The sequence below is a fragment of the Prolixibacter sp. SD074 genome (genome assembly GCF_009617895.1).
Classification (GTDB): Bacteria; Bacteroidota; Bacteroidia; order Bacteroidales; family Prolixibacteraceae; genus Prolixibacter.
This window is the reverse complement of the sequence record NZ_BLAW01000001.1, coordinates 526,717-550,642: the sequence shown is the minus strand read 5'-3', so window position 1 is coordinate 550,642 and position 23,926 is coordinate 526,717. Positions and strand designations below refer to the sequence as shown.

The window sequence follows — 23,926 nt, the reverse complement described above, 5'->3', positions numbered from 1 at the left end:
AGCACCCAGAACAGGACAAACGCCAAATGATGAAAAGGCGATATTCCTTCAGCCCTGGAATTATTCCAGAAGATATCCATCCGAATTAAGTTTAAAGGACATATTTTTTCCTTGAATTTAGATGTAAATTTTAAGTTGAAATTAATATCAGAATTTGATCGTTTTATTCCGATATCGCAAGCCGAAACGGATATTAATCATCACGTTATGAAAAAAAAGAATTTTAAAAGAAACCGGGATGTAATGGATGGCCGAAATGATTCGCCCCGTCCGAAAAGAATTCGCAGAAAAGAGAAAAATGCCTATCTCTTAAGCGAAGAAGAACTAAATGAAGATCTGGACGATTGGGAAGAAATTAAGAGTTATAATCAATTAAATGATGACGACGAAGATGATTTCGACGACGAGGATGATTTTTAGTCAGACGCTCCGTCATTCCTAACCATTCAAACCAACTAAAAATATACAGAGGAGAGGCTACTCTCCTCTTTTTTTATCCTTCTCGCCGACATAGCGATGCCATACAGCATGCAAACCATGTTTCACTCTTGTATGTTTCATAAATTAAAACAGTCACATATCATGATATTTTGTTAATTTGGTACATCGGCTGTACACAAGTCAAACACTAATAGGAACGTCATGAAAACAGAAGCCATTACCGTTGATGAGTATCTGACAATGATTCCCGAAGATCGGGCGCAGGTTATTGCCAGGGTCCGTTCGATGATTCAAAAGTACTTTCCGGATATTGAGGAAACAATGGAGTATGGAATGCCTACATACAAGCCGTTCTGTGCCATTGCCTCACAACAGAAATACCTGACGTTCTATATCTTTGATGGCCGAAAAATTGAAAAATACCGTGACAGTTTTGTCAATGCCAGCAGCATCGGACGAAGTTGCATTCGTTATACCCATCCGGAGGAATTGCCGCTGAATGTGCTGGAAGAAATTTTTGAGGAATTGAAATCGTGAAGAATGAAATCGTATTGGTTTGCCCGTATTTATGATCCTTTAGTGGAACCTGTGTTACACGGATTAAATGGTGAGTTAACCCATATTATTGATGGCCTGCCCATGAAGCATCACTCTTCCCGGAATTTTGCCGGCTGAACCATTGCTCTCTACTTCTATCAGCCCGCATAATCCGGGCACTTAAAAGCCTGGTTGCGCCTCATTTGAAAGGTTTGCACAAAGTACCCGGAATATGCATGAGGTAAGCCTTTTGTTTTCATTCCCCAAGGTTTCTCCGATGTCCGAAAAAGGCTATCTTTGCCCACTCAAAAGTTAGTTATGGGTTTTAAAGAAGAAATAAAACGCCGCAGGACCTTTGGAATTGTGAGTCACCCTGATGCGGGTAAAACCACATTAACCGAAAAGTTATTGCTTTTCGGGGGTGCCATCCATACGGCCGGAGCAGTGAAAAGCAATAAAATCAAGAAAAGTGCTACTTCTGACTTCATGGAAATTGAACGTCAGAGGGGAATTTCGGTGGCTACCTCGGTAATGGGTTTTGAATACGAAGGCTACAAAGTCAATATTTTGGATACACCCGGTCACCAGGATTTCCAGGAAGACACGTTCCGTACGCTGACTGCAGTCGATAGCGTGATCATCGTAATCGATGCCGCCAAAGGTGTGGAGCCGCAGACCGAAAAGCTGATGAACGTCTGCCGGATGCGCAAAACGCCGGTGATTGTCTTCATCAACAAAATGGACCGCCCGACGAAAGACTCCTTTGACTTGCTGGACGAAATTGAGGAACAGTTGAAAATCAAGGTTCGTCCGTTAAGCTGGCCCATTAACAACGGTCCCGATTTTAAAGGAGTTTACAACATCTTTGATAAAAATCTAAAACTCTTCAATCCCAGTATTACGGAAATCGAAGAAGGTATCAACTTTGAGGATCTCAATTCACCCGAACTGGAAAATTACATCGGGAACGATGCAGATGTGTTGCGCGAAGAGTTGGAGCTGGTAGAAGGCGTATATCCCGAATTCGATGCAGAAGAATATCTTGCCGGAGATTTGGCGCCCGTCTTTTTTGGAAGTGCGTTGTACAACTTCGGTGTACATGAGTTGCTGGACACATTCGTGCGCATTGCGCCACACCCACGCCCGAAAGACGCTAAAGAACGCGACGTTGAACCGTGGGAAGAGAAGTTTACCGGTTTTGTTTTTAAAATTCACGCCAACATTGATCCCAATCACCGAAGCCGGATTGCATTTGTCAAAATTTGCTCCGGTACCTTCCAGCGGAATACCAATTACAAGCACATGCGGTTGGGTAAGAATTTCAAATTCTCCAGTCCGACAGCCTTTATGGCTTCCAAAAAAGAAATTATCGAAGAAGCTTATCCAGGCGATATTGTCGGTATTCCTGATACCGGACATTTTATTATTGGTGATACGCTTACCGAAGGTGAAGACCTGCATTTCAAAGGAATTCCATCATTCTCACCCGAAATTTTCCGTTACATCGAGAATGCTGATCCGATGAAATCCAAACAGCTAAATAAGGGTGTGGACCAGCTGATGGATGAGGGTGTTGCTCAGCTTTTTACCAGCCAATTAAATGGCCGGAAAATAATTGGAACTGTTGGAGCACTTCAGTTTGAAGTAATTGAATACCGGTTAGAACACGAATATAATGCCAAGTGTCGGTGGGAAAATCTTTCGATGTACAAAGCATGCTGGATTGAGAGTGACGACAAAGAGAAACTGGCCGATTTCAAAAAGCGAAAACACAACAAGATGGCCAAGGACAAACACGGACGTGATGTCTTTATGGCCGATTCGCCATTTATACTGGATATGGCACAACGTGATTTTCCGGAGCTAAGCTTCCACTTTCAATCAGAGTTTTAAAAGATACTACCCGGGACAATTTCCCGGTTTTTTTCATACTTTGCCAAAAACTAAAACCAACAGGCCAATGGATGCTAACTTCGTGGATTCAAATCTGTTTAATTACCTACTCCTTCCGTTGATGATATTCTTCGCACGGATTATGGATGTTACCGTAGGAACCATTCGCATTGTTATGGTGTCGAAAGGAAAGAAAAATATCGCACCGATACTGGGTTTTTTTGAAGTGTTTATCTGGATACTGGCAATGAGTAAAATTATCCAAAACCTCGACAATTGGGTGTGCTACATTTTCTATGCAGGAGGTTTCGCTGCCGGAAACTTTATTGGCCTTATAATTGAAGAGAAACTTGCCGTTGGCACTGTCCAGCTTCAAATTATCACCCGGATGGATTCAACCAAACTGATTAATGCCCTAAAGAGTGCGGGATACGGCATCACACATCATAATGCGGAAGGAGCTACCGGAAAATGGGTCAGTGTAATTTACAGTATTGTTAAGCGAAATGATTTAAACAATGTGGCTGAAATAATCAAGCAGTATAATCCCAATGCGTTTTATTCCATTGCCGATGTCAAGTTTGTTAACCGGGGAATAACCGTACCGCCAGACGCTCTTTCCGGAATTAGAATGGGAAAATAACCCAAGAATAAACAAGAGAACATCAAAAAGTGATCCCTTGCTTATCCTTATAAAGAATCAAATGCTATTTGCTCCGGTTTAACAACCATTGTCTCACCCCCGTAATAAGCGGTAGCAAAGCTTTGGCCATCAAACTTCTCGCAATATTTTCAGGACTCATTTCATTCCGAATGGATAACCAACTGATATTCAGTCGATGCTCAGCCATTAATACTTCGTACTCCATCCTGAGACGTTCCATCTCCACATCTTTTAAACTTCGCAGCTTTCTATTCTTCTTCATCTTCATCCTGTTGCATTTTTTTCTGAGAGAAAACCATGTTGTAGATATTGGATAGAACTGATTGTTCTATCCACTTCCTGCTTAACAGGTAGAATATAAGTCCAAAAAACACCAGTCCGGCGGCTAAAATAAAAAATCCAAAGGCCGGATTTTCGAGCCACTGACCAATGAGAATAGCCAATCCGATAAAAGCAAAAAACAATACCAGAATAACCAATAGCCAAATGATGGTCGTTGAGAAAAACCGTGAAAAAACACGTGCACTTTCCTCTACAAACGTCATCTTCTGCAATTCTATCCTGGCCGAAACGTACTCTTTCAGGTTTTTGCTTAGCTTTTCTGCATCTTCTGTCAGGTTATCTTTCATAAGCGTTTAATTATTGTCTGCAGATACTTACTTGGCTTCACTTGCTGTTTTAGACTTCTTCAGCAAGTCACTCAGCTGCTTCTCCAGATCCTGAATTTTCTTGTTTAATACCTCTTCAGTTTTTGATTCCTGTGTTTTTAGTTTCTTGCCCATAGCTTCAACTTCGCCTTCAAGCTCACCCAGTTTATCGCCAATCCACTTGCGGGTGTCTTCGCCTTTCTGCGGTGCGAACAGTAGTCCCAGGGACGCTCCGACGACTGCTCCAACCACAAATGTTCCGAGAATTCCATAACCATATTTGTTCATAGCCTCAAATTTTTAGTGATTAACTTACTAAAGACAACAGCTTGAAGACAAATATGTTTACTGAAGAAGCCTAAATCCAGTGAAGGGGGCTTTAAGCCTCACCTTCAGGGAGGGACCGATGGACGTGGGGAGGAGGGGTAAATCCAAGATTACTTTCAATTTGAAAGTGGGCACTTTTTTCAATTCAACTTTTCGGACACCTCTTGTCAATTTGGCCCTTATTTTGATACTCCGTATAAATCATAATCGTTGGTATGGGTAATTTCCACCTGACAAAAGGTTCCAACTTCCAGTTCTTTCCCCTGGCTATCGATGTACACTTCACCATCCACTTCGGGTGAGTCAAATTCGGTACGGCCAACATAAAAGTCTTCTTCTTTTCGGTCGATGAGAACCTTCATTTCTGTTCCGGTTTTTTCAGCCGTAATTTCTGCCGCGATTTGCTGCTGAATTTCCATTAGTTCAGCGGCACGTGCCTCTTTCACCTCCCGGGGAACATCGTCCTGGTAATTTTCGCCGGCATAAGTATCTTCTTCAAATGAATAAGGGAAAACCCCCAACCGTTCAAAACGCATGTCCCTTACAAACGCTTTCAGATCTTCAAAATCCTCTTTCGTTTCGCCGGGATGCCCAACCAGCATGGTTGTACGAAGATGGATTCCGGGAACTTCTTTTCGGATACGGTCCAACAATTCGATGGTCTTTTCCCGGGTAATATTCCGGCGCATAATCTTCAGCATCCGGTTACTCGAATGTTGTAAAGCGATATCGAGATACCGCGCAATATTTTTCCGCTCGCTGATTACCGGCAGAATCTTGTGCGGGAAACCGGCCGGATAAGCATAATGTAGCTTGATCCATTCGATTCCCGGAATATCGGCCAGCTTATTGAGCAACTCATCCAGCATACTTTTTTTGTACCGGTCCATACCGTAAAAGGATAAATCCTGTGCAATAATCAGCAACTCTTTTACACCTTTCCCCGCCAGCAACGTTGCCTCCTCAATGATGTCCTCCATCGGTTTGGAAATATGTTTTCCGGTCATGCGCGGAATGGCACAATAAGAGCAAGTCCGGTCGCAACCTTCCGATATTTTCAGAAAAGCATAATGAGACGGCGTTGTTAAGTAACGCTCATTACTGAGGCTCATGTAGTAGTTGGCCTTCAAATCGGTAATCATTTTCTTCACCTCGAACTTTCCATAAAACCCATCCACCTCAGGAATTTCGGCAACCAATTCATCGCGATAGCGGGCCGACAAACAACCGAAAACAAAGATTTTATCGACCATACCTTTATTCTTGGCGTCGACAAAGTTCATGATTGCTTCCACTGATTCCTCTTTCGCATCCAGAATGAATCCGCACGTATTGACCGCCACAATCCGGGCATCGGTATCATTCGAGTCATGCACTACATCATACCCATTGTGCTGGAGCTGGCTCAAAAACAATTCTGAATCGACCAGGTTTTTCGAGCATCCCATGGTTACCACATTCACTTTTTTCTTCATTACTATATCCTGTTTACCGGATGTTTTCCGGCATATACAAAAAAGGATGCACAAACGGCATCCCACAAGCTATCGATTTACCGAACCCGTTAGCTAAACAACGAATCAACAAATTCAGTTCGGTTAAATATCTGCAAATCTTCTATTCCTTCACCAATACCAATGTACTTCACCGGAATTTTAAACTGATCAGAAATACCAATCACAACTCCACCTTTAGCTGTACCATCCAGTTTGGTTAAGGCCATAGCGGTTACTTCGGTAGCCTTGGTAAACTGCCTGGCCTGTTCAAAGGCATTCTGTCCGGTTGAACCATCAAGGATGAGCAATACTTCATCGGGGGCACCCGGATACACCTTCCGCATCACATTCTTGATTTTCGAAAGCTCATTCATCAGGTTAATCTTGTTGTGCAAACGTCCGGCGGTATCGATAATTACCACATCGGCTCCATTGGTTTTGGCCGACTGAAGCGTATCGTAAGCAACAGAAGCCGGATCGGAGCCCATTTTTTGTTTTATCAGCGGAACGTCAACCCGGTCAGCCCAAATCTGCAACTGGTCAATAGCCGCAGCACGAAAGGTATCAGCAGCGCCCAGGTAAACTTTTTTCCCGGCAGTTTTAAACTTATGAGCCAGTTTCCCGATGGTAGTTGTCTTCCCTACTCCATTCACCCCGACGACCATTATCACGTAAGGTTCCGGACGATCGGGCAATTCAAAATCGGATACATCGGTCGAATTGTTCTCTTCGAGCAAGGCGGCAATTTCTTCCCTCAGGATAATATTCAATTCATCCACGCCGAGGTATTTATCTTTCGAAACACGTTCCTCGATGCGCTCGATAATCTTCAATGTGGTGTCTACGCCTACATCGGAAGTAATTAATGCTTCCTCAAGGTTATCAAGAACTTCGTCATCAACCTTCGATTTGCCAACCACGGCACGCGAGAGTTTGGAAAAGACACTCTCTTTGGTTTTAGCCAAACCTTTATCCAGGTTCTCCTTCTTATTCCTGGTAAAATTAAATATCCCCATGGCATCAGATTATTGCAGGGCGAAGATACAAAATTGCCGTTAAAAAGCCCCGGTTCAAATTTACTGCTGGATATAAAAAAAGAAAGCCTTCATCAGCGATTGACGAAAGCTTTCTTTTTGAGTACGGAAATATGATTTACTTTTTGAAGTAGTCATTAACCATATCGTTGGGAACCATTTCCTCAACGAATGTGTAAGAACCGGTTTTTTCCGATTTCACCATTTTGATTACTTTCGAATATGCTTTTCCGGCACCTTTCTGAAGTGTTGCAACTGCTTTCTTAGCCATGATTCAAATTATTTTATTTCCCGGTGAACGGTTACACGTTTAAGAATCGGGTTGTATTTTTTCAACTCCAGACGATCCGGAGTATTTTTCCGGTTTTTGGTGGAAATATAGCGGGAAGTCCCTGGCATTCCACTTTCTTTATGCTCGGTGCACTCCAGAATTACCTGTACACGATTACCTTTCTTTGCCATTTTTCAAGCTCCTTTTTAGATGTTATCAATATAACCTTTTGCTTTCGCATCCTTCAGGGCAGCATTCAATCCTTTTTTATTGATGACACGCAACCCGGCGGCAGAAACATTCAGGTTAATCCAACGATCATCCTCGGGAAGGTAAAACCGCCTGTGGAAGAGGTTCACCTGGAACTTTCTCTTAGTTCTGCGGTTTGAGTGAGAAACATTGTTCCCTACCATCACCTTTTTTCCGGTTATCTGACAAACTCTTGACATTTCAGTATTTTTTACTTCCGTCCGTTACATTTTTCAAACAGTTCGCAAAGTAACTACTTTTTGATTAAAATATCAAACTGTTATCTGATTTTTTACTTCCGGTTTTCAAAAAGAAAACAAATTCTCCGAAACGACCACTTGCAATGGTTTCAGGAACCAATAATGTACGAAAAATCGGACTGCGAAATGGTGGACTTTTACCTGGCGAAAAAGAACGTCTAAACTTAACTATGAAATCACTGTTTTATAAGGAGGAAGCCAAAAGGCCCCTCCTTTTTTGGGTTAAGCACATCAGATCATACTTTTTTAGTTATATTCAATCATAATTCTCCCGAGTTTGAGCAAAAGACAAACGCGATACTACCCCACTTTTTGGGCGGCAGTCCACCTAGTTGTACTGTATACATTTATACAGACTCTTGTTGATTTTCCTCTTGCCCTATACGATTATTATCACGGTACCGACTGGCTGTATGAACCTTGGGTAAAGGTCCCGGTTTTCTTTGGCTCAACGCTTTTCATTTTATATTGGGGATACCGAAAGACCGGACTAAAAATTGGCAGCGTTTTTCCGTTTAGGCTTTTCAATATTTTTGTCATTCCCGGACTATTACTGATGCTGGCGGCACTCCAGATTTCGCTGGGGAAAATCAATGCTGCTTTCGAAACGTTACTTCCACCGCCGGGATGGTTTATCGAGATGTTTTCGCGGCTCTTCGACTCCGACCTGGGGGTATGGGGTGGAATTATCCGGGCAGTCATCATTGCACCCATCGTTGAAGAACTAATTTTCAGGGGGCTTATCATGCGGGGTTTCATTCGGAACTACCCAAAGTTCCTGGCCATATTTTATACGGCATTGCTTTTTGCCCTTTTTCACCTCAATCCCTGGCAGTTTCCAGCAACATTTTTACTCGGCCTCATTCTGGGCTGGGTGCGCATACGGACCGGCTCAATACTGGCTGCCATTACGGGGCATGCTATGCACAACGGCCTGGTTTTTTTAACGGTTTACTATCTGACAAAACTGCATAAGGCGGGCGTTGTTCTCCCTGATTACAAGCTAAATATTCCGGCGGTAGTTCTGTTGTTCCTTTTCGGTATGGTAGTTACGTTCCTGGCAACGTTCACCAGAAAGAAGCCTGTAGCTTAAGTTTTTCTTTTACTAAAAGCTACCGTATCTTAGATCATCCTGTCAATAGTACGATCGGTAATCATTAGGCCAATATTAAGAAACTACATCAAAATAATTCCACTGAAATCAGTAAAACTAAATTATAAAACGATGAAATCACACCTTGGATTCTTGCTCATCCTACTGCTGGCAGCAGCCACATCAAATGCACAAATTGCTAGTCCATTGTGGCAAACTGACAGCGTATTAAAAGTACCTGAATCGGTGATGTACGATGCCGGCCAGAATTGCCTGTTTGTTTCAAATGTTAATGGAAATCCTACCGGGAAAAATAGCAAAGGCTTTATTTCCAAGCTTTCCCCTAACGGCAAGGTTATCGATTTGAAATTTGCCACGGGTCTGAATGCCCCAAAAGGAATGGCCATCTATCAAAATAAACTGTATGTTTCCGATATCGATCGGCTCGCCGAAATATCGCTGACGAATCCCCGGGAAGTTAAATTTTATGATGCCCCCAAAGCACAATTTATGAACGACGTTGCAGTCAGCAAAAACGGGATAATCTATGTTTCCGATTCCGGGACAGGCAGAATTTACAAATTAGAGAATGGTGTTTTTGGAATCTGGGGAAAATTGGCCCCTCTTTCCAATCCGAATGGGCTATTATACGAAAAAGGACATTTACTAATTGGAACAAATAACGGCATCTTTTCTGCCGACCCGGTTCGCGGCAAGGTAGAAAAACTGGTATCACTGTCAGGAGGGATTGACGGCTTAAAAGCGGTTGGAAATGGCAAGTACATTGTCTCGGACTGGAAAGGAAAAGTCCAGGTGGTTTCGGCAACAGGTCAATCTGTCTTATTCGACACTACCGACAAAAACATCAATGCAGCCGATATTGAATTTATACCTTCGAAGAACGTTTTGTTGGTTCCAACGTTTGCGGATAATCGGGTGATGGCATATAAAGTCAAACTGTAATTCATCTACCCTTATGTTTGAAAAACTTCATCCCGTTTGCCCGCGATGAAGTGGTTGTTTTACGTTAATGATTACCCTGATGATAAAGTAAAGAAACAGCGAATTTTCCATGGATGTATTTCCAATAAAATCGCTATTTTGTCGTTTGGAATACGAAAGCCTTAATCAACTAAATCACTTAGTGTTATAAAAAACATCAAACTTAACTTCCCCCAATGCAACACCTTGAGAACTGATTTCAGGAGTTACAACTGGCGATAAAAAACAAATACAACGCAGATGAAAGCAAAAATTTTGATTATTGAGGATACCGAAAACGTACGCGAAAATATTGCCGAAATACTGGAAACCGAGAATTTCGAACCACATACCGCAGAGAACGGTGAAATTGGCGTGGAAATGGCCCGCAAAATTCAACCCGATTTAATTCTTTGCGATATTATGATGCCCGGAATGGACGGATATGAAGTAATCAGAAGACTTCGGGAGAATGAAATTACTGCTACAACTCCGTTCATTTTTCTCACGGCAAAAAGTGCTGTAGGGAATATCCGCGAAGGTATGTTGCTGGGAGCTGATGATTATATTCCCAAACCATTTACCATTGAACAGCTTCTGGATGCTGTAAATACGCGTCTGGATCGCATCGGTTCAATGAAGAAAAAAGCTGACGAAGCAGTAAAAAACCTGACCAATCGTATCGGATTACCCTTCGCTTCCGAACTTCAGGATCCAATGAAAGCAATCGTTGGATTTTCGGAATTGATTGCCACCGGATATCCTAACATGGAAAAACAGGAGATTGTCGACTTTGTCAACATGATACTGAAAGCCGGAATTAAACTGCGTAAAACGGTTTCCAAAACGTTGGTATTCTACCGTCTCGAAGCTTTATCAAACAAACCGGAAGAACTGAAAACACTTAAGGATTCAGCGACTCAAAATGTTTATGAAATAGTTGAACAAACGGCACAATCGGTTGCCAAAGAAGCAAAACGCGAGAGCGATCTTCGTCTGGCCCTTGTCGATGCAGAAGTGCGGATTCCAAGAGACCTAATGGAGATGGCTGTTGGCGAACTAGTCGAAAATGCATTTAAATTCTCGACCCGCAAAACCGATGTCAAACTGGTGGCCACGACGGACGACAGTACATACCGTCTTTCCATCGAAGATGAAGGAATTGGAATGAGTGATGAACAAATTCTGAAAGCCGGTGCTTTTGTAGGTTACGAACAACGTGAAAGTAGTGAAAGTGGATTAGGATTGGGGTTACACAATGCCAAGCAGGTCATTGAATTATTCGACGGTACGTTTAAGATCAACTCTGCACCCAACCAGGGAACCATTATAAAAATAAGCCTGCCCCTGATTTAATCAGAGGCGGTGCTCTTTAGCCTGTACCGAGGATTTACTCGGATTCCATGCATCATTATAAGACGAAGATGTAAGCCACTCCCGGAAATAAGCAACTGTTCGGACAATACGAAGGTAGTAACCATCGTAAATGGACATGAACGGAATATACATCAACAGCTTAATCTCCTGACGGCCTCTTTCTGACATCAGGCACACCAGAATCACCTGAACAAAATTACTCATCCCGTAAAGGAACATCTTCATCACTATCATCAGGAAAATGATATCAGGATTCTGAACAACCAACCGAATAACATAGTAAAACCAAAGTGCATCCAAAACAACATTGTAAAACAAGTTTTCGAGACTGGAGAAAAAATTGCTAAACTGGAAGTTCTGATCGGGAACAAAAATATCGGCGTGTTTCCTCAGGCGGAACCGGATCAAAGAACGGGACCAGCGAAACCGTTGGTTCGTGAGTTTCTTTATTGACGTTGGGACATTTGTCAAAGAAACGGAGCGCGGCTCAAAAACAATCCGATACCCCATCTTCCTGATTTTAACCGTGATATCACCATCGAGGCCCGGACCAATATCCCAACCGCCAACGCGATCGAGCAAATCTTTACGAAAAGCACCAAACGCCCCGGAAACAATTTTGTAAATACCCAGATACGACGCGACCATACGCCCCATGGTGATCGTCTGCAGATATTCAACTGCCTGAAATCCGGCAATCACAGCTTCTTTTGCATTCCTTACTTTTACGTTTCCTCCCACCGCACCTATATCCGGATCAGTGTAGAACGGTGTCAATATCTTCTCTATCGCATCGCGATCAAAAGAGGTGTCGGCATCAAGGTGAACAATATATTTTCCTTTGGCAAAACGCAACCCCAGGTTGGCTGCGCTGGCTTTCCCCCCTCGCTCTTCATTTCTGAGAAACAGGTCAATCTTTCCTTCCTGCTCCAGTTTGCGGCAAATTAGAGGCGTATTATCGTCGGAGCCATCATCGATGATAATGAGCTGATAATTTTGGTAAGTCTGTTCTGTCAGGCTCTCCACCAGCTTTGGGATGTGTTTTCCTTCATTTTTCGCGGGCACAATGATGGAAATCAAAGGATTTTCAACAAACAATTGACTGTTGGCCGCCTGATAAGATGATGAATTCCACAACCGTTTCAACATGAAAAGTATCACCACAACCAGGTCGAACAGCAAATATCTGGGTACCTCCAGTAAGAAGAAATACCAGAAAAGCCTGACGATCCGTTCGGGGGAAACATTCAGCCAAAAGTCGAAAAACCATTGCCAGAATTCAATCATTTAAACAGGGTTAGATGGTTTTTACCTGGTTAATCAGTGCCGTGTATTCAGTATCAGCATTCAATGTTTCAAACTGAGCTGTCAGGTTCCATTCCGGTTCATTCTCAAACGTATTGACCAGCAATTTTTCAATGGAATTTCTGAAATCATTCAGCATTGTCGCTACAGCCGTATCACCCTTTTCAGGGAAAATCATGAAGAAAGTATTATCGCTGGCAAAGGATAAAATGTCACTGGAATCGGTATTATTCCTGATAAAATCGCTAATATCGAGCACCACCCGTTCAAATTGCTGTCGATTGGAACGCAAACGGGCCGGAAGATTCAAGCTGACACTTCCCATCTGGCTCTCTTTACCCGAAACCTTAATGCGCTCTATTTCAAACCGGAGAAAAGTTAAAAACGTTCCAAAATTTACAAATCCGGGAATCGTGAACTCACGCTCCTCACCTTCCACTTTAATTCCAGTACGGGCAGCATCACGGCCCAAATCAGTCAGCACGTATTTATCAAGTACGATTTCCTTAAGATTTTCTACCGGCGTTAGGGTTTTACAATTCAAACACAAAGCTGTAATATCCGGTTCCTGGAATTCATGACGACAATCGTGACAACGATAGATAACCGATGGTTTATCGTAATCGACTCCAATATGCCTGAGCTGCCTGTTACATTTTGGGCAAACCAATCCTTGTTTCGTCATAAAATCACCCTCCGGTCCCATATAGGCACAAACAAAGTGATGAATCAGATTCTCTGATGAGATATGAGCCGAAGCACATTGGGTACAAACCTCTCGCAAATTCAGGTGGCCCGAATGACAACTCGGACAAATATGGGTCTTGTCGACAAACGTACCCTGAAAAAAGTCGTTATCTGTGCCTCTCCTGAGAATCTTCAGCATCTCCATCGATTCTCCTGCCGGGTAATGAAGCCTGATAAGTGGATATTCATAGCCCATGTGAGCCATTACATCCACTTCCGGGCTCAACGCCTTGTCCCTTGTATACATATACCGGAATAGTTTCGTGAGTATCCGGTTTTCAGAACTATTCGTTTCATGCGGCGTAAAATCCTCTCTCCTCTTTTTCACCTGTCGGATGACTTTCACGATAGGTTCTTCCTGCACTACGGACAATTCACCGTCGGAGAGCGCTCTTTCCGTGTCTCCTACGATACCGTCAGCATTAAAAATAAATACCGGCAACAGATAAATAGATTCGATGAATGAAGATCGAATTTTCTTTAATAACGCCGTAGTATGGTCCGGTTGCTGCCAGTCGAGAACTAATGCATCGGCCAGCGCAAAATTCCGGATATCCTGATCCTGGTAATCCGCAATCAAAAAGATTTCGAAACCACCTGCATTCTGTATTTTTTTTCCTCCGGGAATCATAAGCATTCGTTTTAAATAGACTACTGCCCGCTAATTAGTTTGTGATTTTCCGGTTAATTCGATGAATCATCATCAACGTGCTTCTCTCTGTAATTCAACCACCAATGGTAAAACATTTTAGGACGATATATGGTAACTCCCATTTTATAATAAGGCTTCCAATCGCAATCATTTTCAGCATTGACGGGGATGATTCGGGCCAAAACGGTCCGTGGTGTTTTTTGATAGGTTTTATGGAATTCACTGGGTAACTCAGCTGTATTCATATAAATGTTGTTAATTACCCCCAGGCTTTTCATGCCATTACTAAATTTCACACCAACTGTATCTCCTGCACTGAAGTATTGAAAATACTCCTGCCCGAGGTACGCCATGATATACACCTTATTCAAATTGATAAGCTCCATTGCCACTTCCTGTCGATAATTCACCTCATTTTCACGTGACAATATCTGACTAACAATTCCTCCCACCGGTGAAATGTAGGCAACGCTTTGTGGAACAACTACCGTCTGACTGGAAACGGCACTCCTTTTCCTTTCCATTTCTCTAAGGCGAATCAAATAGGTGTTCAGATATCGGATCTCCTCCCGAAGCATTTTCTCATCCGACTTCAGACTTTGCAGATTCTCATTGGTAGTGGTTAAAACACTTGCATTAGACAGGCCGAGATAAACTTCATCGCGTTGCGCTTGTAATTGCCCTTCGCGGCGGGCATATTCAGCGTTGCTACCCTCCAACTCAATTTTCTTCAGGCTGATATTTTTCTGAGTTGTAATTTTCTCACGCTCTATCCAGTCAGTGTTTCGCTCATCGCGTTGGCTTGTAATCAACCCCAGCGTATCCTTGGGAGAAATCTCCGGACGCACAATCAAGAGGGTGTCTCCTGGTTCGACCAGATCATTCTCGCTGACCAGGTATTTAATTATCTTCACATCATCCGAGAATTTCACTTCGAACTTGCTGGTAATAACTTCTCCGTAAGAAGAGACAAAATAGGTTCGGCGAAAAATGTAAATCACCAAACTGGCCAGGATAATAAAGAAAACGATCAGATAAATAATCCGATCCCAGTTAACACGGCGCTTCGGCAGAGGTTCTTCTTTATAACCCCTGATTACTTTTTCGTTTTTATTATATCGAAATGGTTTCAATACGCTACAGATTAGTTAGTAAACAAGATTCTTCAATTCAATTCACAGATGGTTCTTCCATGTCTGTCCTCAAAAGAAAAACTCCTGAAAAGCGGGGTGCCCCGCGAAACTGCTTCATTACTTCGAGGCCGTCTTTCAGACTGTCAAAAGTTCGGATACAGTATTTGTAGTACCCGTCCTTATGAACAACGATCAGATTTTCATCAATATCCAATTTTTTCTTTATTTCAGCCGGATCAAGCCAATACTTCGATGCGGCCACCTGCAAATGATACACTGCTTTTACCTGAGGCTTATTGAGTGCCAAATGCGCTTTTAAAACGGAAGTATCGCCCAACGATTGTACTTTATCCATCATGTGTAGCGATTTTAAGTCGTGAATCGCAACTTTTCTGATCCCGGTAGAATCGAGCACTTTTTCAATAACTGATTCCATCTGAAGACGTGTAACGAAATCAGTAGGACTTACAGCCAACACCGTTTTCTGCGGATCGATCGCTACTTCCCCGGAAATGCGCCGGATAATGGTTGAAGGCTTATTGGAACCGTATGCCATCAGAAAAACCTGATCGCTGTTACGGTAAATCTCTTGCACGTAGTTTTCCGGGAAAAATACTGGTATAGAAACGCAAAATTTCAGGTTATGCGAAACAGCAAATGCATGAGCTTTTGAATAAAGTTCAACCAATTTAGCCAGATATTCCTCCTTTAGCGAATCCCATTCCGGTAAGGCCTGTGGCTCCACATCCAGATGAATTCCGCTGAAGCCTTTGTCAACAGCCTCCTGCAGCCGTTGGTTAATTTCTTCAGTCGAATCAAAAATCAGTTGGTTGTTTCCAATCAAATCATACACCTCAATTCCTGCTGCCTTTGTTTGATTCAGAAACGCCGTTAACTTTCCGGTAGCACATGGTTGACCCGGAGAAAGAAGCACTTCACGTGTTTCATTCATATCCAAATCGGCAATCAACGTATGAATATCCTTCCGGCAGAATGTATTCGACCAAATATAAACAGCCCGCTTTCCGGGAAACCGTTTAACATATTCATTCATTTCCATCGGTTGGGTAAACAAGGTAACCGGTACATCGTTCAACACTGACTGAATCTTCAGGATATCGAGATACATTTCCTTCTTCAGATCAACCAGCTCTGTTTCGACAGCCAGTTTTTGATCGATATCCACCAACAACTGAACCGGACTGAATGCCGGGTTTTTCAGCTGGAGAAACACCTGTTGTTTTCGGATACGTTCGTCTATCTGCGCACGTTTGAAATAGAATTCCAGCAACTGGTATTTTTTATATTGATGATCGTAGAAGTAATTGAACAAATCCAGCTTCCGCTGAGAAATCTGATCCTTTTCCTTTGATTCATAAAGTATTTCTTCTGCTTCAGCAACACGGTCACGTGATGGCCCAAAGCGCAAAGGAATAGCCGCCGAGACACCTGCTGAACCATACTTACGCCAACTGTCATTTACACCTTGCTGGAAGTTATAACGGATAAAAGGACGCACAATCCATCCTTCCAGGCTCCGGTATTTTTCGCGGATGTTAGCTAAGTAAACGGCATTTTTTAAACTGTCAACCGAATGAGTCTCGTACAATACCATCATCTTCGCCGGATCGACATCCAGAAAAGGAAGACTATCCTTTTCTGCAGGCAGTTCGCCGTAAGCAGGCAACTGGTGGTCCAACTGATAATTATAATCGTTGTAGCTACGTTGTATTGACTTCATTTGCGATTCCAGTCCTTTCACTTTCAAAACATCTTCCCAGCTAACCCGCCGGATATAGAAAAGCTCATGATAAATTTTTTCGAGTCCCTGAAGAAGATCAAGACGGTTGGCAACCAGTTGCAATTTTTCGCTGTTGAAAACATAAATGAGGTAATTGTACCGATACAAAAAGTTGTTGCGGGCAGTTTGTTGTGAACGATTAAGCTGATCCACCTGCAACGCAGATTCCAGCTCCTTCGCCTTCAGCTGATTTCCAAACAAGCCACTGTTACCTAACAAATTCCAGTCGAGTCCGATGTAGGCCCGTTGCCTGTAATACACATCCTCTTCGTCAGCAAATCCCGGCTTGAAATTATAGTTGTAATATCCGGCAATCCTTAAACCATAGTCGCGTTTCAATCGCTTAATCCGGTAGTTGTAGAATGAATCAAATCCCTCTTTAAGGCTGTCGGATAAAAAACGGACAGAATAAAGGTCGTTGACCTGACTTGTATCGAAAGCTTCGGAATAGACATCACCTAACCGGTAATGCAAAGTCAGCATCGAGTCGACGTACGAAACAATTTTGGTATAACCCGGGAAACCCTTTCCAATGGGAACAATATTGGGCCCAGTTGGACCAGAAGCACTTGTTTGTCCGGCAGAAGGAAGAGAAAAACAAGCAAACAAACACAATAATGTTAATGGGTTAATGTTTTTAAAGGGGATGCTCATAAGGTTAATCAAAGTGTATATTTTTAGCTTTGGTTATGTTTTCTGAGAAATCAACAACTTGCAAATCGCTAGTTAAATTTACGGAAAAATAATAAAGTAAAAGATATGCGGCACTCAATTCTTATCGTTGATGATGATATAATTTCGGCACGACTTTTACAAAACATTCTACGCCAGAACGATTACATTGTTCTTTCTATAGCCAATAACGGCGAAGAGGGCATAAAAATTGCGTCAGAAGCGCATCCTGATATCATTTTTATGGACATCCAGATGCCTGGTAAATTGGACGGCATCGAAGCAGGGACATTAATCCAACAGAAATTAAATATTCCGGTTGTTTACATCACCGGTGACGACGACCAGCGGACCTTCTCCCGTGCACTAAAAACCAATCCCACCGGCTATATCATCAAACCTTTCCAGGCCGACAACCTGATTATGGTGCTGGAAATGGCCATCTTCCGCCATACCATGACGGAAAAGCTCCGGGAAAATGAAGAATTACTGTCGGTTACCATGAAGAGCATAGCCGATGGTGTTATTTCAACCGGCCAGGATGGAAACATTATTTTTTTCAACGCTGCAGCGGAAAAGCTAACTGGTCTTCAATTAGAAGAAGTTCAAAACATCAATTTCCGGAAAGCACTCAATCTGGAGGACGAAAAAGGGAAACCACTTTTCCCGGAAGGAGATGAAAAATCCGGATTGGGAGAGACTATTTACAAGGAAGCAGTTCTCATTCGTGAGGATAAAACGCACCTTCCAATTTCATACAGCCTGGCCCCGATTCGCGATAATAATAACGAATTTCGCGGCTACATTTTCTCCTTTCGTGACATTTCTCTTATCAAAAAGGCTGAAAATGAGCTGAAAAATATGAATCGGATTCTGGAAGTGAAGGTAGCGAAGCGTACCGAACAATTGAAGGAAAAAAATATTCTACTAGAGAAAGCACTGGAAAAAGAAAAAGAGATCAACGAGTTTCGTGCGAAAATTGTTACCACGATTTCACACGAGTTCAAAACGCCGTTAACCACCATTTTCAGTTCGGCCGAATTACTCGAACGATATTTGGACAACGACAAACTACGGGCCAAGTCACTGCGTCACTTTTCTTTGATAAAGGACTCGGTTAACCTGCTGAGCAGCCATCTCTCCGATATCCTCAAATTCCGTGAATACGAAACGTTGAATGAAATTCATCCCGAGCCAACGCAAACAGTTGCATTTCTGGACAAGATGCTGCAATTTTATCAATCGGGAGTGGGCAAACACCACCAATTGGTATTTACGCACAATTCACTCCCCCGAGAATTGTTGCTGGATCAGAAACTGGTGCGGGAAATTGCCGGTAATTTTATATCCAATGCCATTAAGTATTCCGATAAGGGAACAACCGTTGAATTAACTGCCGGTTATGCTAATGGCAATTTAACGATTTCTGTTCGTGACCAGGGAGTTGGCATTTCAAAAGAGGACCAGGAAAAACTATTTGAATACTTTTATCGCGCTAAAGCCACTGAGAACATTGAAGGTTCGGGAGTAGGACTGGCCATTGCGCGGCAGTCGGTGAATTTGTTACAAGGAAAAATCAATGTAGAAAGTGAACCGGGGAAAGGTTCCATCTTCACTGTTGAGTTTCCGGTACAGGAAGCTAATTGAGTTATCAAAATCAAATGTGAAAAACAATCCGCTTGCTCCACTTCCAACCATCCAAAATATTTGCTAATTTTGCGACAACTTGGTTCCCGTATTGGGGGATGAAAAGGGAATCCGGTGAGAATCCGGAACAGTACCCGCTGCTGTAATTTCCGATTCTGCTTTTGGCAGAATAGTAAGTTTTCGGTTAACAAACCACTGTTTTTTAAACGGGAAGGTAACCGAAAATCGGAATAAGTCAGAAGACCTGCCAGGTTGGTTTAAGCTTTCGGGATCAAAAGCGTGAAAACAGCCATCGCAAGTTTGTTTTTCTTCCCCTTAGCTTAGAATCAATTATTCAATGCCAAACAATTGATTTTAAGTATAATGAAAAAAAGAATTTCACTCAGCTACACCCTGTTTGCAGGGCTGCTCTTTTTGATCTCCTGCAGCAAAAACAACTCCCCGCTTCTACCTGAAATTACCATGGATATTCCCAGTCAGGGATACGAGGTAGCAGCTGGAGATCAACTTTCGCTGGTGGCACAAGCCAGTAATGCCGATGGTGCATCTTATCGCTGGACCAGCAACGGGCAGGTGGTATCTCAGGAACAAACCTACAATTTCAGCTCTGATGTTCCGGGCGTTTATCAGATCGGATTAAATGTGGCTACGGCACAGGGGGCCGCCTCAACTCAGTTCAAGGTAACAGTTACCTCGTCTCCTTATATCACAAAAGTGTTCGAATACCAATACGGTCCGGGGCAGCACGCCTCCATTTTAACAACCAGCGAAAGCAACAATTTGGTTGGCAGCCCCTGGGCCGATGGTAAAAGTTTTGTGCATCTCGGAGGTTGGGGCGGATACATCGTTGCCGGTTTCGACCATAAGGTAAAAAACCGCGATGGCTACGATTTTGCCGTTTATGCGCAACCGGGTGCTTCCTCCGAGCCGGGTGTGGTTTACGTGATGAAGGACACCAATGGAAATGGAAAGCCCGATGATGGCAATTGGCTTCAGTTGAAAGGCAGCGAATATGACAATGCAGAAACGGTCCACAACTACGAAGTAACCTATTACAAGCCCGCAAACGGTGGCAATGTAACCTGGGAAGACAACCAGGGCAACACGGGCGAACTGGTTCCCAATTACGGTACCGATAGTTGGTGGTGGGCAGGTTACGGCGATAAAACCGAAGTAAATTTTAATGGCGAACGGCTTCCCGATGCTTATGTGAATACCAGTACCAACGATAGTACAGAAAACTGGGCATTAGGCGATGGCTTGTTTGCCTGGGGATATGCCGAAACTTACAACAATCAGGATTACGATACCAGTCTGAAAGCAAACCGTTTTGACATATCGAATGCTGTGAACGCCGATGGCCCGCCGGCCAACCTCGATGGCATCGATTTCATAAAAGTGCAGAGCAGTGTGTTCCAAATTTCCGGATGGCTGAACGAGGTTTCAACCGAAGTGAGTGGCGCTGCCGACCTGAATATGCTGGACAATGCAAACTAAGTCGGAGCCAGACGTACAGGCAACTCGTATTTGCAACGGTTTTATGAAGCGCCTGCCCATCGTGTTGCTGCTACTCATTCCTTTCTGTCTGGAGCTGCGGGCACAGTCACTGTCGGATACCCTGAAAATAAAAGAGGTCACCGTCATTAGCAAGCATCTCCAGAAAAAGGAGGAAGCGGGATTAATTCGCTCGGACGTCGATTCGGTGGCCATGATAACAGCCATGAATGCAACCCTTTCGGAGCTCATCTCCGAAAATACACCCATATTCATTAAGACCTACGGGCGCGGAGCACTGGCCACCGCTTCCTTCCGGGGAACCGCACCATCGCATACACAGGTGGAATGGAACGGTATCAACCTGAACTCACCCATGTTGGGAATGGTCGATTTTTCCACCATCCCGGTTTATTTCATCGACAAGGTCAGTATTCTGCACGGTTCGGGCTCGCTCACCGAAAAGAGCGGAGCGCTGGGCGGCACCATCGATCTGCAAAGCAATGTCGACTGGAACAACCGTTTTTCGGGAAGCGTCCTCTCCGGTATCGGCAGCTATCAATCGTACGACGAATTCTTCCAGGTGAAAACCGGAAACCGGAAAATACAATTCAAAACCAAAGCCTTTCTCAGCCAGTCGGCCAACGATTTTCCTTACCGAAATAAATTCATTGCTGGCATCGACCCGGAAACGGGAAAGTACATTTACCCCGAAGAGCGAAACAAAAACGCCGATTACCGCAATTACGGCGTATTGCAGGAAATTTATTACCGCCCGGATGACAAGGATATTATTTCGGGCCATTACTGGTACCAGCACAATTCGCGCAGCATTCCGCAGCTGATGACCAACGAAACCTCAGGCGACGGAGGCGTTAACCGGCAAACCGACCAGATTCACCGTGTGGTCGCCGAATGGAATCACTACGGTGCCAAAACCACCTTGAAAGTAAGCAGTGGCGTTAACTTCGACAAGATGAACTACTGGCTCAAAGCCAACGTCAACGGAACATCGGGGCAGGTCATTGTCGATTCTTGGTCGAATGCCAAGAGCTGGTTCAACAAGGTATTGTTCACCTACCGGGAAAGCCAGGATTTTTCGGCCTCAGCCGGAATTGATGTCGACCGGCATGAGGTCAACTCCCAAAATTATGCCCCACTGGCTTCAGACTATGGTTATCGACAATCGCGGCTCGAAAGTTCGGCCCATGTGCAGTTCAGCAAGAAACTCGGGGAGCGGTTCACTTCCACCTTCCTGTTAAGGCAGGATTTATATGACAGCAAAGCCGCCCCGATTATGCCTTTAATTGGGATGGAATACAAACTACTGGCGAATAAAAACCTCTACCTGAAAGGAAATGTGTCCCGCAATTATCACCAGCCTTCGCTGAACGACTTGTACTACATCCCCGGAGGAAACCCCGACCTGAAACCGGAGGAAGGTTACACCGGCGATTTGGGATTCACTTACGAAGAAAACTTGGTGCATATCCGTCTATACACGGCGTTAAGCGCCTATACGTCGAAAATCGACAACTGGATCATCTGGCTGCCCACCAACAAAGGTTACTGGGAGCCATCGAACATGAAGAAAGTAGATGCCAGTGGCCTGGAATACCAGCTTTCGCTGGAAGGAGAAAAAGGGCTATGGCACTGGCACTTCAACGGGAATTATGCTTACACCCGCTCCATCAACCGTGATGAGCCGGTGAACTGGGCCGACGAGTCGATTGGCAAACAGTTACCATTTATTCCGCAGCATTCGGCCAACCTGTCGGTAAATCTTTCCCGGAAGGGATACCACATTACCTACCAGTGGAATTACTACAGCGAACGCTACACGACCACCAGCAACGAAAAAACCACCTCACTCGATTACCTCTATCCTTATTTCATGAACGACCTGTTTGCCGGCAAAGACTGGCACTGGAAAACGTACCGGTTGGGGGTGGAATTGAAAATCTTTAACCTGCTCAACGAAGAGTACCGCACCGTGTTGCAACGCCCCATGCCACGCCGGAATTACACGCTGTTGGTTCGGTTTGACTTTTAAATCCAATGAAAAAATGAAGAGAAATTTCCTCCATATATCCGCTGCAATTTTCCTGCTAAGTACTCTACTTTCGGGATGCATGAACGACAATGCCTGGATAGGTGCACACCGGCAGGGCCAATCCGGCCAGTTGCTTTCCAACTTCGGGGTATTCATTGTCAACGAAGGGAATTTCATGTCGGGGAATGCTACCCTCTCCTTTTACGATAAAGCCACCGGCCAAACCATCAACAACCTGTTTTACGCCACAAACGGCCTTCCCCTGGGCGACGTGGGCCAATCGATGAGTATTCTCGATTCGCTGGGATACATTGCTATCAACAATTCGGGGAAAATCTATGTCATCAATACCAAAACGGGGGAATATTCCGGGAAAATCACCGGCCTAACTTCACCGCGCTACATCCATTTTGTTAATTATGAAAAAGCCTACGCGACCGATTTGTATGCTTCCGCAATTACTATTTTCAATCCGGCCACCTTCCGGGTAACCGGGACCATACCCACGCCCGGTCATACCTCGACCGAGCAAATGGTACAGGTTGGTGCCACGCTTTATGTCACCTGCTGGTCGGCGGATAATACCATTTTGAAAATCGATACCGGAAACGATACCGTGACCGGAGAAATTAAGGTGGGTACGCAACCCAAAGGACTAGTGAAAGATAAAAACAACCAGCTCTGGGTTTTGTGTGACGGGAATTACGGAGGGACAACATCCGGTAGTCACCAGGCCAAGTTGCAGCAGGTTAATCCGGAAACCGGGCAAATTGAAAAGTCGTTCGCGCTTAGCTCCGAAAATATTGCTTCGGATTTGACCATCAACGCCACACGCGACACGTTGTATTTCATCAATAACGATGTGTGGCAAATGCCCGTCACCGCATCACAGCTTCCGGCGGCGCCGGTATTAAAAAACCCCGGGACCATCTACTACAGCCTCGGGGTCGACCCGGACAACTCGGACATCTATGTGAGCGATGCCATCGATTACCTGCAACGTGGGTTGGTGTACCGGTTAACCGCCAAAGGAGTTCCTATTGATACACTTAAAACAGGAATCATTCCAGGAGCCTTTTGTTTCAAATAGAACTATTTAACAACGACTTTGAGGCCCAAAAGAAGAACGATGTAATTTAAACCAGCTTTACT

24 protein-coding genes and 1 riboswitch are annotated in these 23,926 nt (G+C 43.9%); of the genes, 12 read left to right on the top strand and 12 right to left on the bottom strand.

Annotation, left to right across the window (positions count from 1 at the left end):
• The first annotated feature begins 207 nt into the window (after positions 1–207).
• From GJU82_RS02335 to GJU82_RS02320, 5 genes are all read left to right on the top strand, one after another.
• The gene (locus GJU82_RS02335; protein WP_153630679.1) at positions 208–420 is read left to right on the top strand and encodes a hypothetical protein; all 213 of its coding nucleotides are present in this window, start codon (positions 208–210) and stop codon (positions 418–420) included.
• A 222-nt stretch (positions 421–642) separates the two neighbouring features.
• The gene (locus tag GJU82_RS02330) at positions 643–978 is read left to right on the top strand and encodes an iron chaperone (protein WP_153630678.1); all 336 of its coding nucleotides are present in this window, start codon (positions 643–645) and stop codon (positions 976–978) included.
• Positions 979–981: 3 nt separating this feature from the next.
• Positions 982–1,116: a hypothetical protein gene (locus GJU82_RS17640; protein ID WP_255473917.1), complete on the top strand. Its 135-nt coding sequence runs from the start codon at positions 982–984 to the stop codon at positions 1,114–1,116.
• Between the two features lie 180 nt (positions 1,117–1,296).
• Positions 1,297–2,871 (top strand): peptide chain release factor 3, encoded by a 1,575-nt coding sequence (locus GJU82_RS02325; protein WP_153630677.1) that lies wholly within the window; start codon positions 1,297–1,299, stop codon positions 2,869–2,871.
• Between the two features lie 67 nt (positions 2,872–2,938).
• Entirely contained in the window at positions 2,939–3,514 is a 576-nt protein-coding gene (locus GJU82_RS02320) for a DUF2179 domain-containing protein (protein WP_153630676.1), read from the top strand.
• 64 nt (positions 3,515–3,578) lie between these two features.
• On the opposite strand, the gene GJU82_RS02315 is transcribed toward GJU82_RS02320, so the two are convergent.
• From GJU82_RS02315 to rpmB, 8 genes are all read right to left on the bottom strand, one after another.
• Positions 3,579–3,797 carry a hypothetical protein gene (locus GJU82_RS02315; RefSeq protein WP_153630675.1) on the bottom strand — a complete coding sequence of 73 codons (219 nt, stop codon included), beginning with the start codon at positions 3,795–3,797 and terminating at the stop codon, positions 3,579–3,581.
• Positions 3,784–4,164, bottom strand: coding sequence for a phage holin family protein (locus GJU82_RS02310; protein WP_153630674.1), 381 nt, complete (start codon positions 4,162–4,164; stop codon positions 3,784–3,786). Before GJU82_RS02310 ends, GJU82_RS02315 begins: the two co-directional genes overlap by 14 nt.
• Positions 4,165–4,191: 27 nt before the next feature.
• Positions 4,192–4,470, bottom strand: a complete 279-nt coding sequence (locus GJU82_RS02305) for a YtxH domain-containing protein (protein ID WP_153630673.1) — start codon at positions 4,468–4,470, stop codon at positions 4,192–4,194.
• A 218-nt stretch (positions 4,471–4,688) separates the two neighbouring features.
• On the bottom strand, positions 4,689–5,984 hold the full coding sequence (rimO, locus tag GJU82_RS02300; protein WP_153630672.1) for a 30S ribosomal protein S12 methylthiotransferase RimO: 1,296 nt from the start codon (positions 5,982–5,984) through the stop codon (positions 4,689–4,691).
• An 89-nt stretch (positions 5,985–6,073) separates the two neighbouring features.
• The gene (ftsY, locus tag GJU82_RS02295; protein WP_153630671.1) at positions 6,074–7,021 is read right to left on the bottom strand and encodes a signal recognition particle-docking protein FtsY; all 948 of its coding nucleotides are present in this window, start codon (positions 7,019–7,021) and stop codon (positions 6,074–6,076) included.
• A 136-nt stretch (positions 7,022–7,157) separates the two neighbouring features.
• Positions 7,158–7,310, bottom strand: a complete 153-nt coding sequence (locus GJU82_RS02290; RefSeq protein WP_153630670.1) for a DUF4295 domain-containing protein — start codon at positions 7,308–7,310, stop codon at positions 7,158–7,160.
• Positions 7,311–7,318: 8 nt separating this feature from the next.
• Entirely contained in the window at positions 7,319–7,501 is a 183-nt protein-coding gene (gene rpmG / locus GJU82_RS02285) for a 50S ribosomal protein L33 (protein ID WP_106542190.1), read from the bottom strand.
• Positions 7,502–7,516: 15 nt separating this feature from the next.
• Complete coding sequence (rpmB, locus tag GJU82_RS02280) at positions 7,517–7,759, bottom strand: 50S ribosomal protein L28 (RefSeq protein ID WP_153630669.1); 243 nt, start codon at positions 7,757–7,759, stop codon at positions 7,517–7,519.
• 337 nt (positions 7,760–8,096) lie between these two features.
• Here rpmB and GJU82_RS02275 point away from each other — a divergent pair, with 337 nt between their 5' ends.
• From GJU82_RS02275 to GJU82_RS02265, 3 genes are all read left to right on the top strand, one after another.
• Entirely contained in the window at positions 8,097–8,912 is an 816-nt protein-coding gene (locus tag GJU82_RS02275) for a CPBP family intramembrane glutamic endopeptidase (protein WP_153630668.1), read from the top strand.
• 132 nt (positions 8,913–9,044) lie between these two features.
• Positions 9,045–9,875: an SMP-30/gluconolactonase/LRE family protein gene (locus GJU82_RS02270; RefSeq protein WP_153630667.1), complete on the top strand. Its 831-nt coding sequence runs from the start codon at positions 9,045–9,047 to the stop codon at positions 9,873–9,875.
• A 279-nt stretch (positions 9,876–10,154) separates the two neighbouring features.
• A complete protein-coding gene (locus GJU82_RS02265) occupies positions 10,155–11,249 on the top strand; it encodes a response regulator (protein WP_153630666.1) in 1,095 nt (364 codons plus the stop codon).
• Here the strand turns inward: GJU82_RS02265 and GJU82_RS02260 are convergent, their stop codons facing one another.
• The 4 genes from GJU82_RS02260 to GJU82_RS02245 are packed head-to-tail and all read right to left on the bottom strand — an operon-like array spanning position 11,250 to position 17,517.
• Positions 11,250–12,557, bottom strand: coding sequence for a glycosyltransferase (locus GJU82_RS02260; RefSeq protein ID WP_153630665.1), 1,308 nt, complete (start codon positions 12,555–12,557; stop codon positions 11,250–11,252).
• A 10-nt stretch (positions 12,558–12,567) separates the two neighbouring features.
• Positions 12,568–13,953: a hypothetical protein gene (locus GJU82_RS02255; RefSeq protein ID WP_153630664.1), complete on the bottom strand. Its 1,386-nt coding sequence runs from the start codon at positions 13,951–13,953 to the stop codon at positions 12,568–12,570.
• Positions 13,954–14,006: 53 nt separating this feature from the next.
• Entirely contained in the window at positions 14,007–15,107 is a 1,101-nt protein-coding gene (locus tag GJU82_RS02250) for a hypothetical protein (protein WP_153630663.1), read from the bottom strand.
• Positions 15,108–15,144: 37 nt separating this feature from the next.
• Positions 15,145–17,517, bottom strand: coding sequence for a hypothetical protein (locus GJU82_RS02245; RefSeq protein WP_153630662.1), 2,373 nt, complete (start codon positions 17,515–17,517; stop codon positions 15,145–15,147).
• A gap of 150 nt (positions 17,518–17,667) precedes the next feature.
• Here GJU82_RS02245 and GJU82_RS02240 point away from each other — a divergent pair, with 150 nt between their 5' ends.
• The 4 genes from GJU82_RS02240 to GJU82_RS02225 all read left to right on the top strand — a co-directional run bounded on the left by GJU82_RS02240 (position 17,668) and on the right by GJU82_RS02225 (position 23,864).
• Complete coding sequence (locus GJU82_RS02240) at positions 17,668–19,227, top strand: ATP-binding protein (protein WP_153630661.1); 1,560 nt, start codon at positions 17,668–17,670, stop codon at positions 19,225–19,227.
• Between the two features lie 63 nt (positions 19,228–19,290).
• A riboswitch (cobalamin riboswitch) is annotated at positions 19,291–19,494 on the top strand.
• Between the two features lie 96 nt (positions 19,495–19,590).
• Positions 19,591–20,724 (top strand): PKD-like domain-containing protein, encoded by a 1,134-nt coding sequence (locus GJU82_RS02235; protein WP_153630660.1) that lies wholly within the window; start codon positions 19,591–19,593, stop codon positions 20,722–20,724.
• Complete coding sequence (locus tag GJU82_RS02230) at positions 20,714–22,774, top strand: TonB-dependent siderophore receptor (RefSeq protein WP_153630659.1); 2,061 nt, start codon at positions 20,714–20,716, stop codon at positions 22,772–22,774. The genes GJU82_RS02235 and GJU82_RS02230 overlap by 11 nt, the downstream gene beginning before the upstream one ends.
• 13 nt (positions 22,775–22,787) lie before the next feature.
• The gene (locus tag GJU82_RS02225) at positions 22,788–23,864 is read left to right on the top strand and encodes a YncE family protein (protein WP_153630658.1); all 1,077 of its coding nucleotides are present in this window, start codon (positions 22,788–22,790) and stop codon (positions 23,862–23,864) included.
• Positions 23,865–23,926 lie beyond the last annotated feature (62 nt).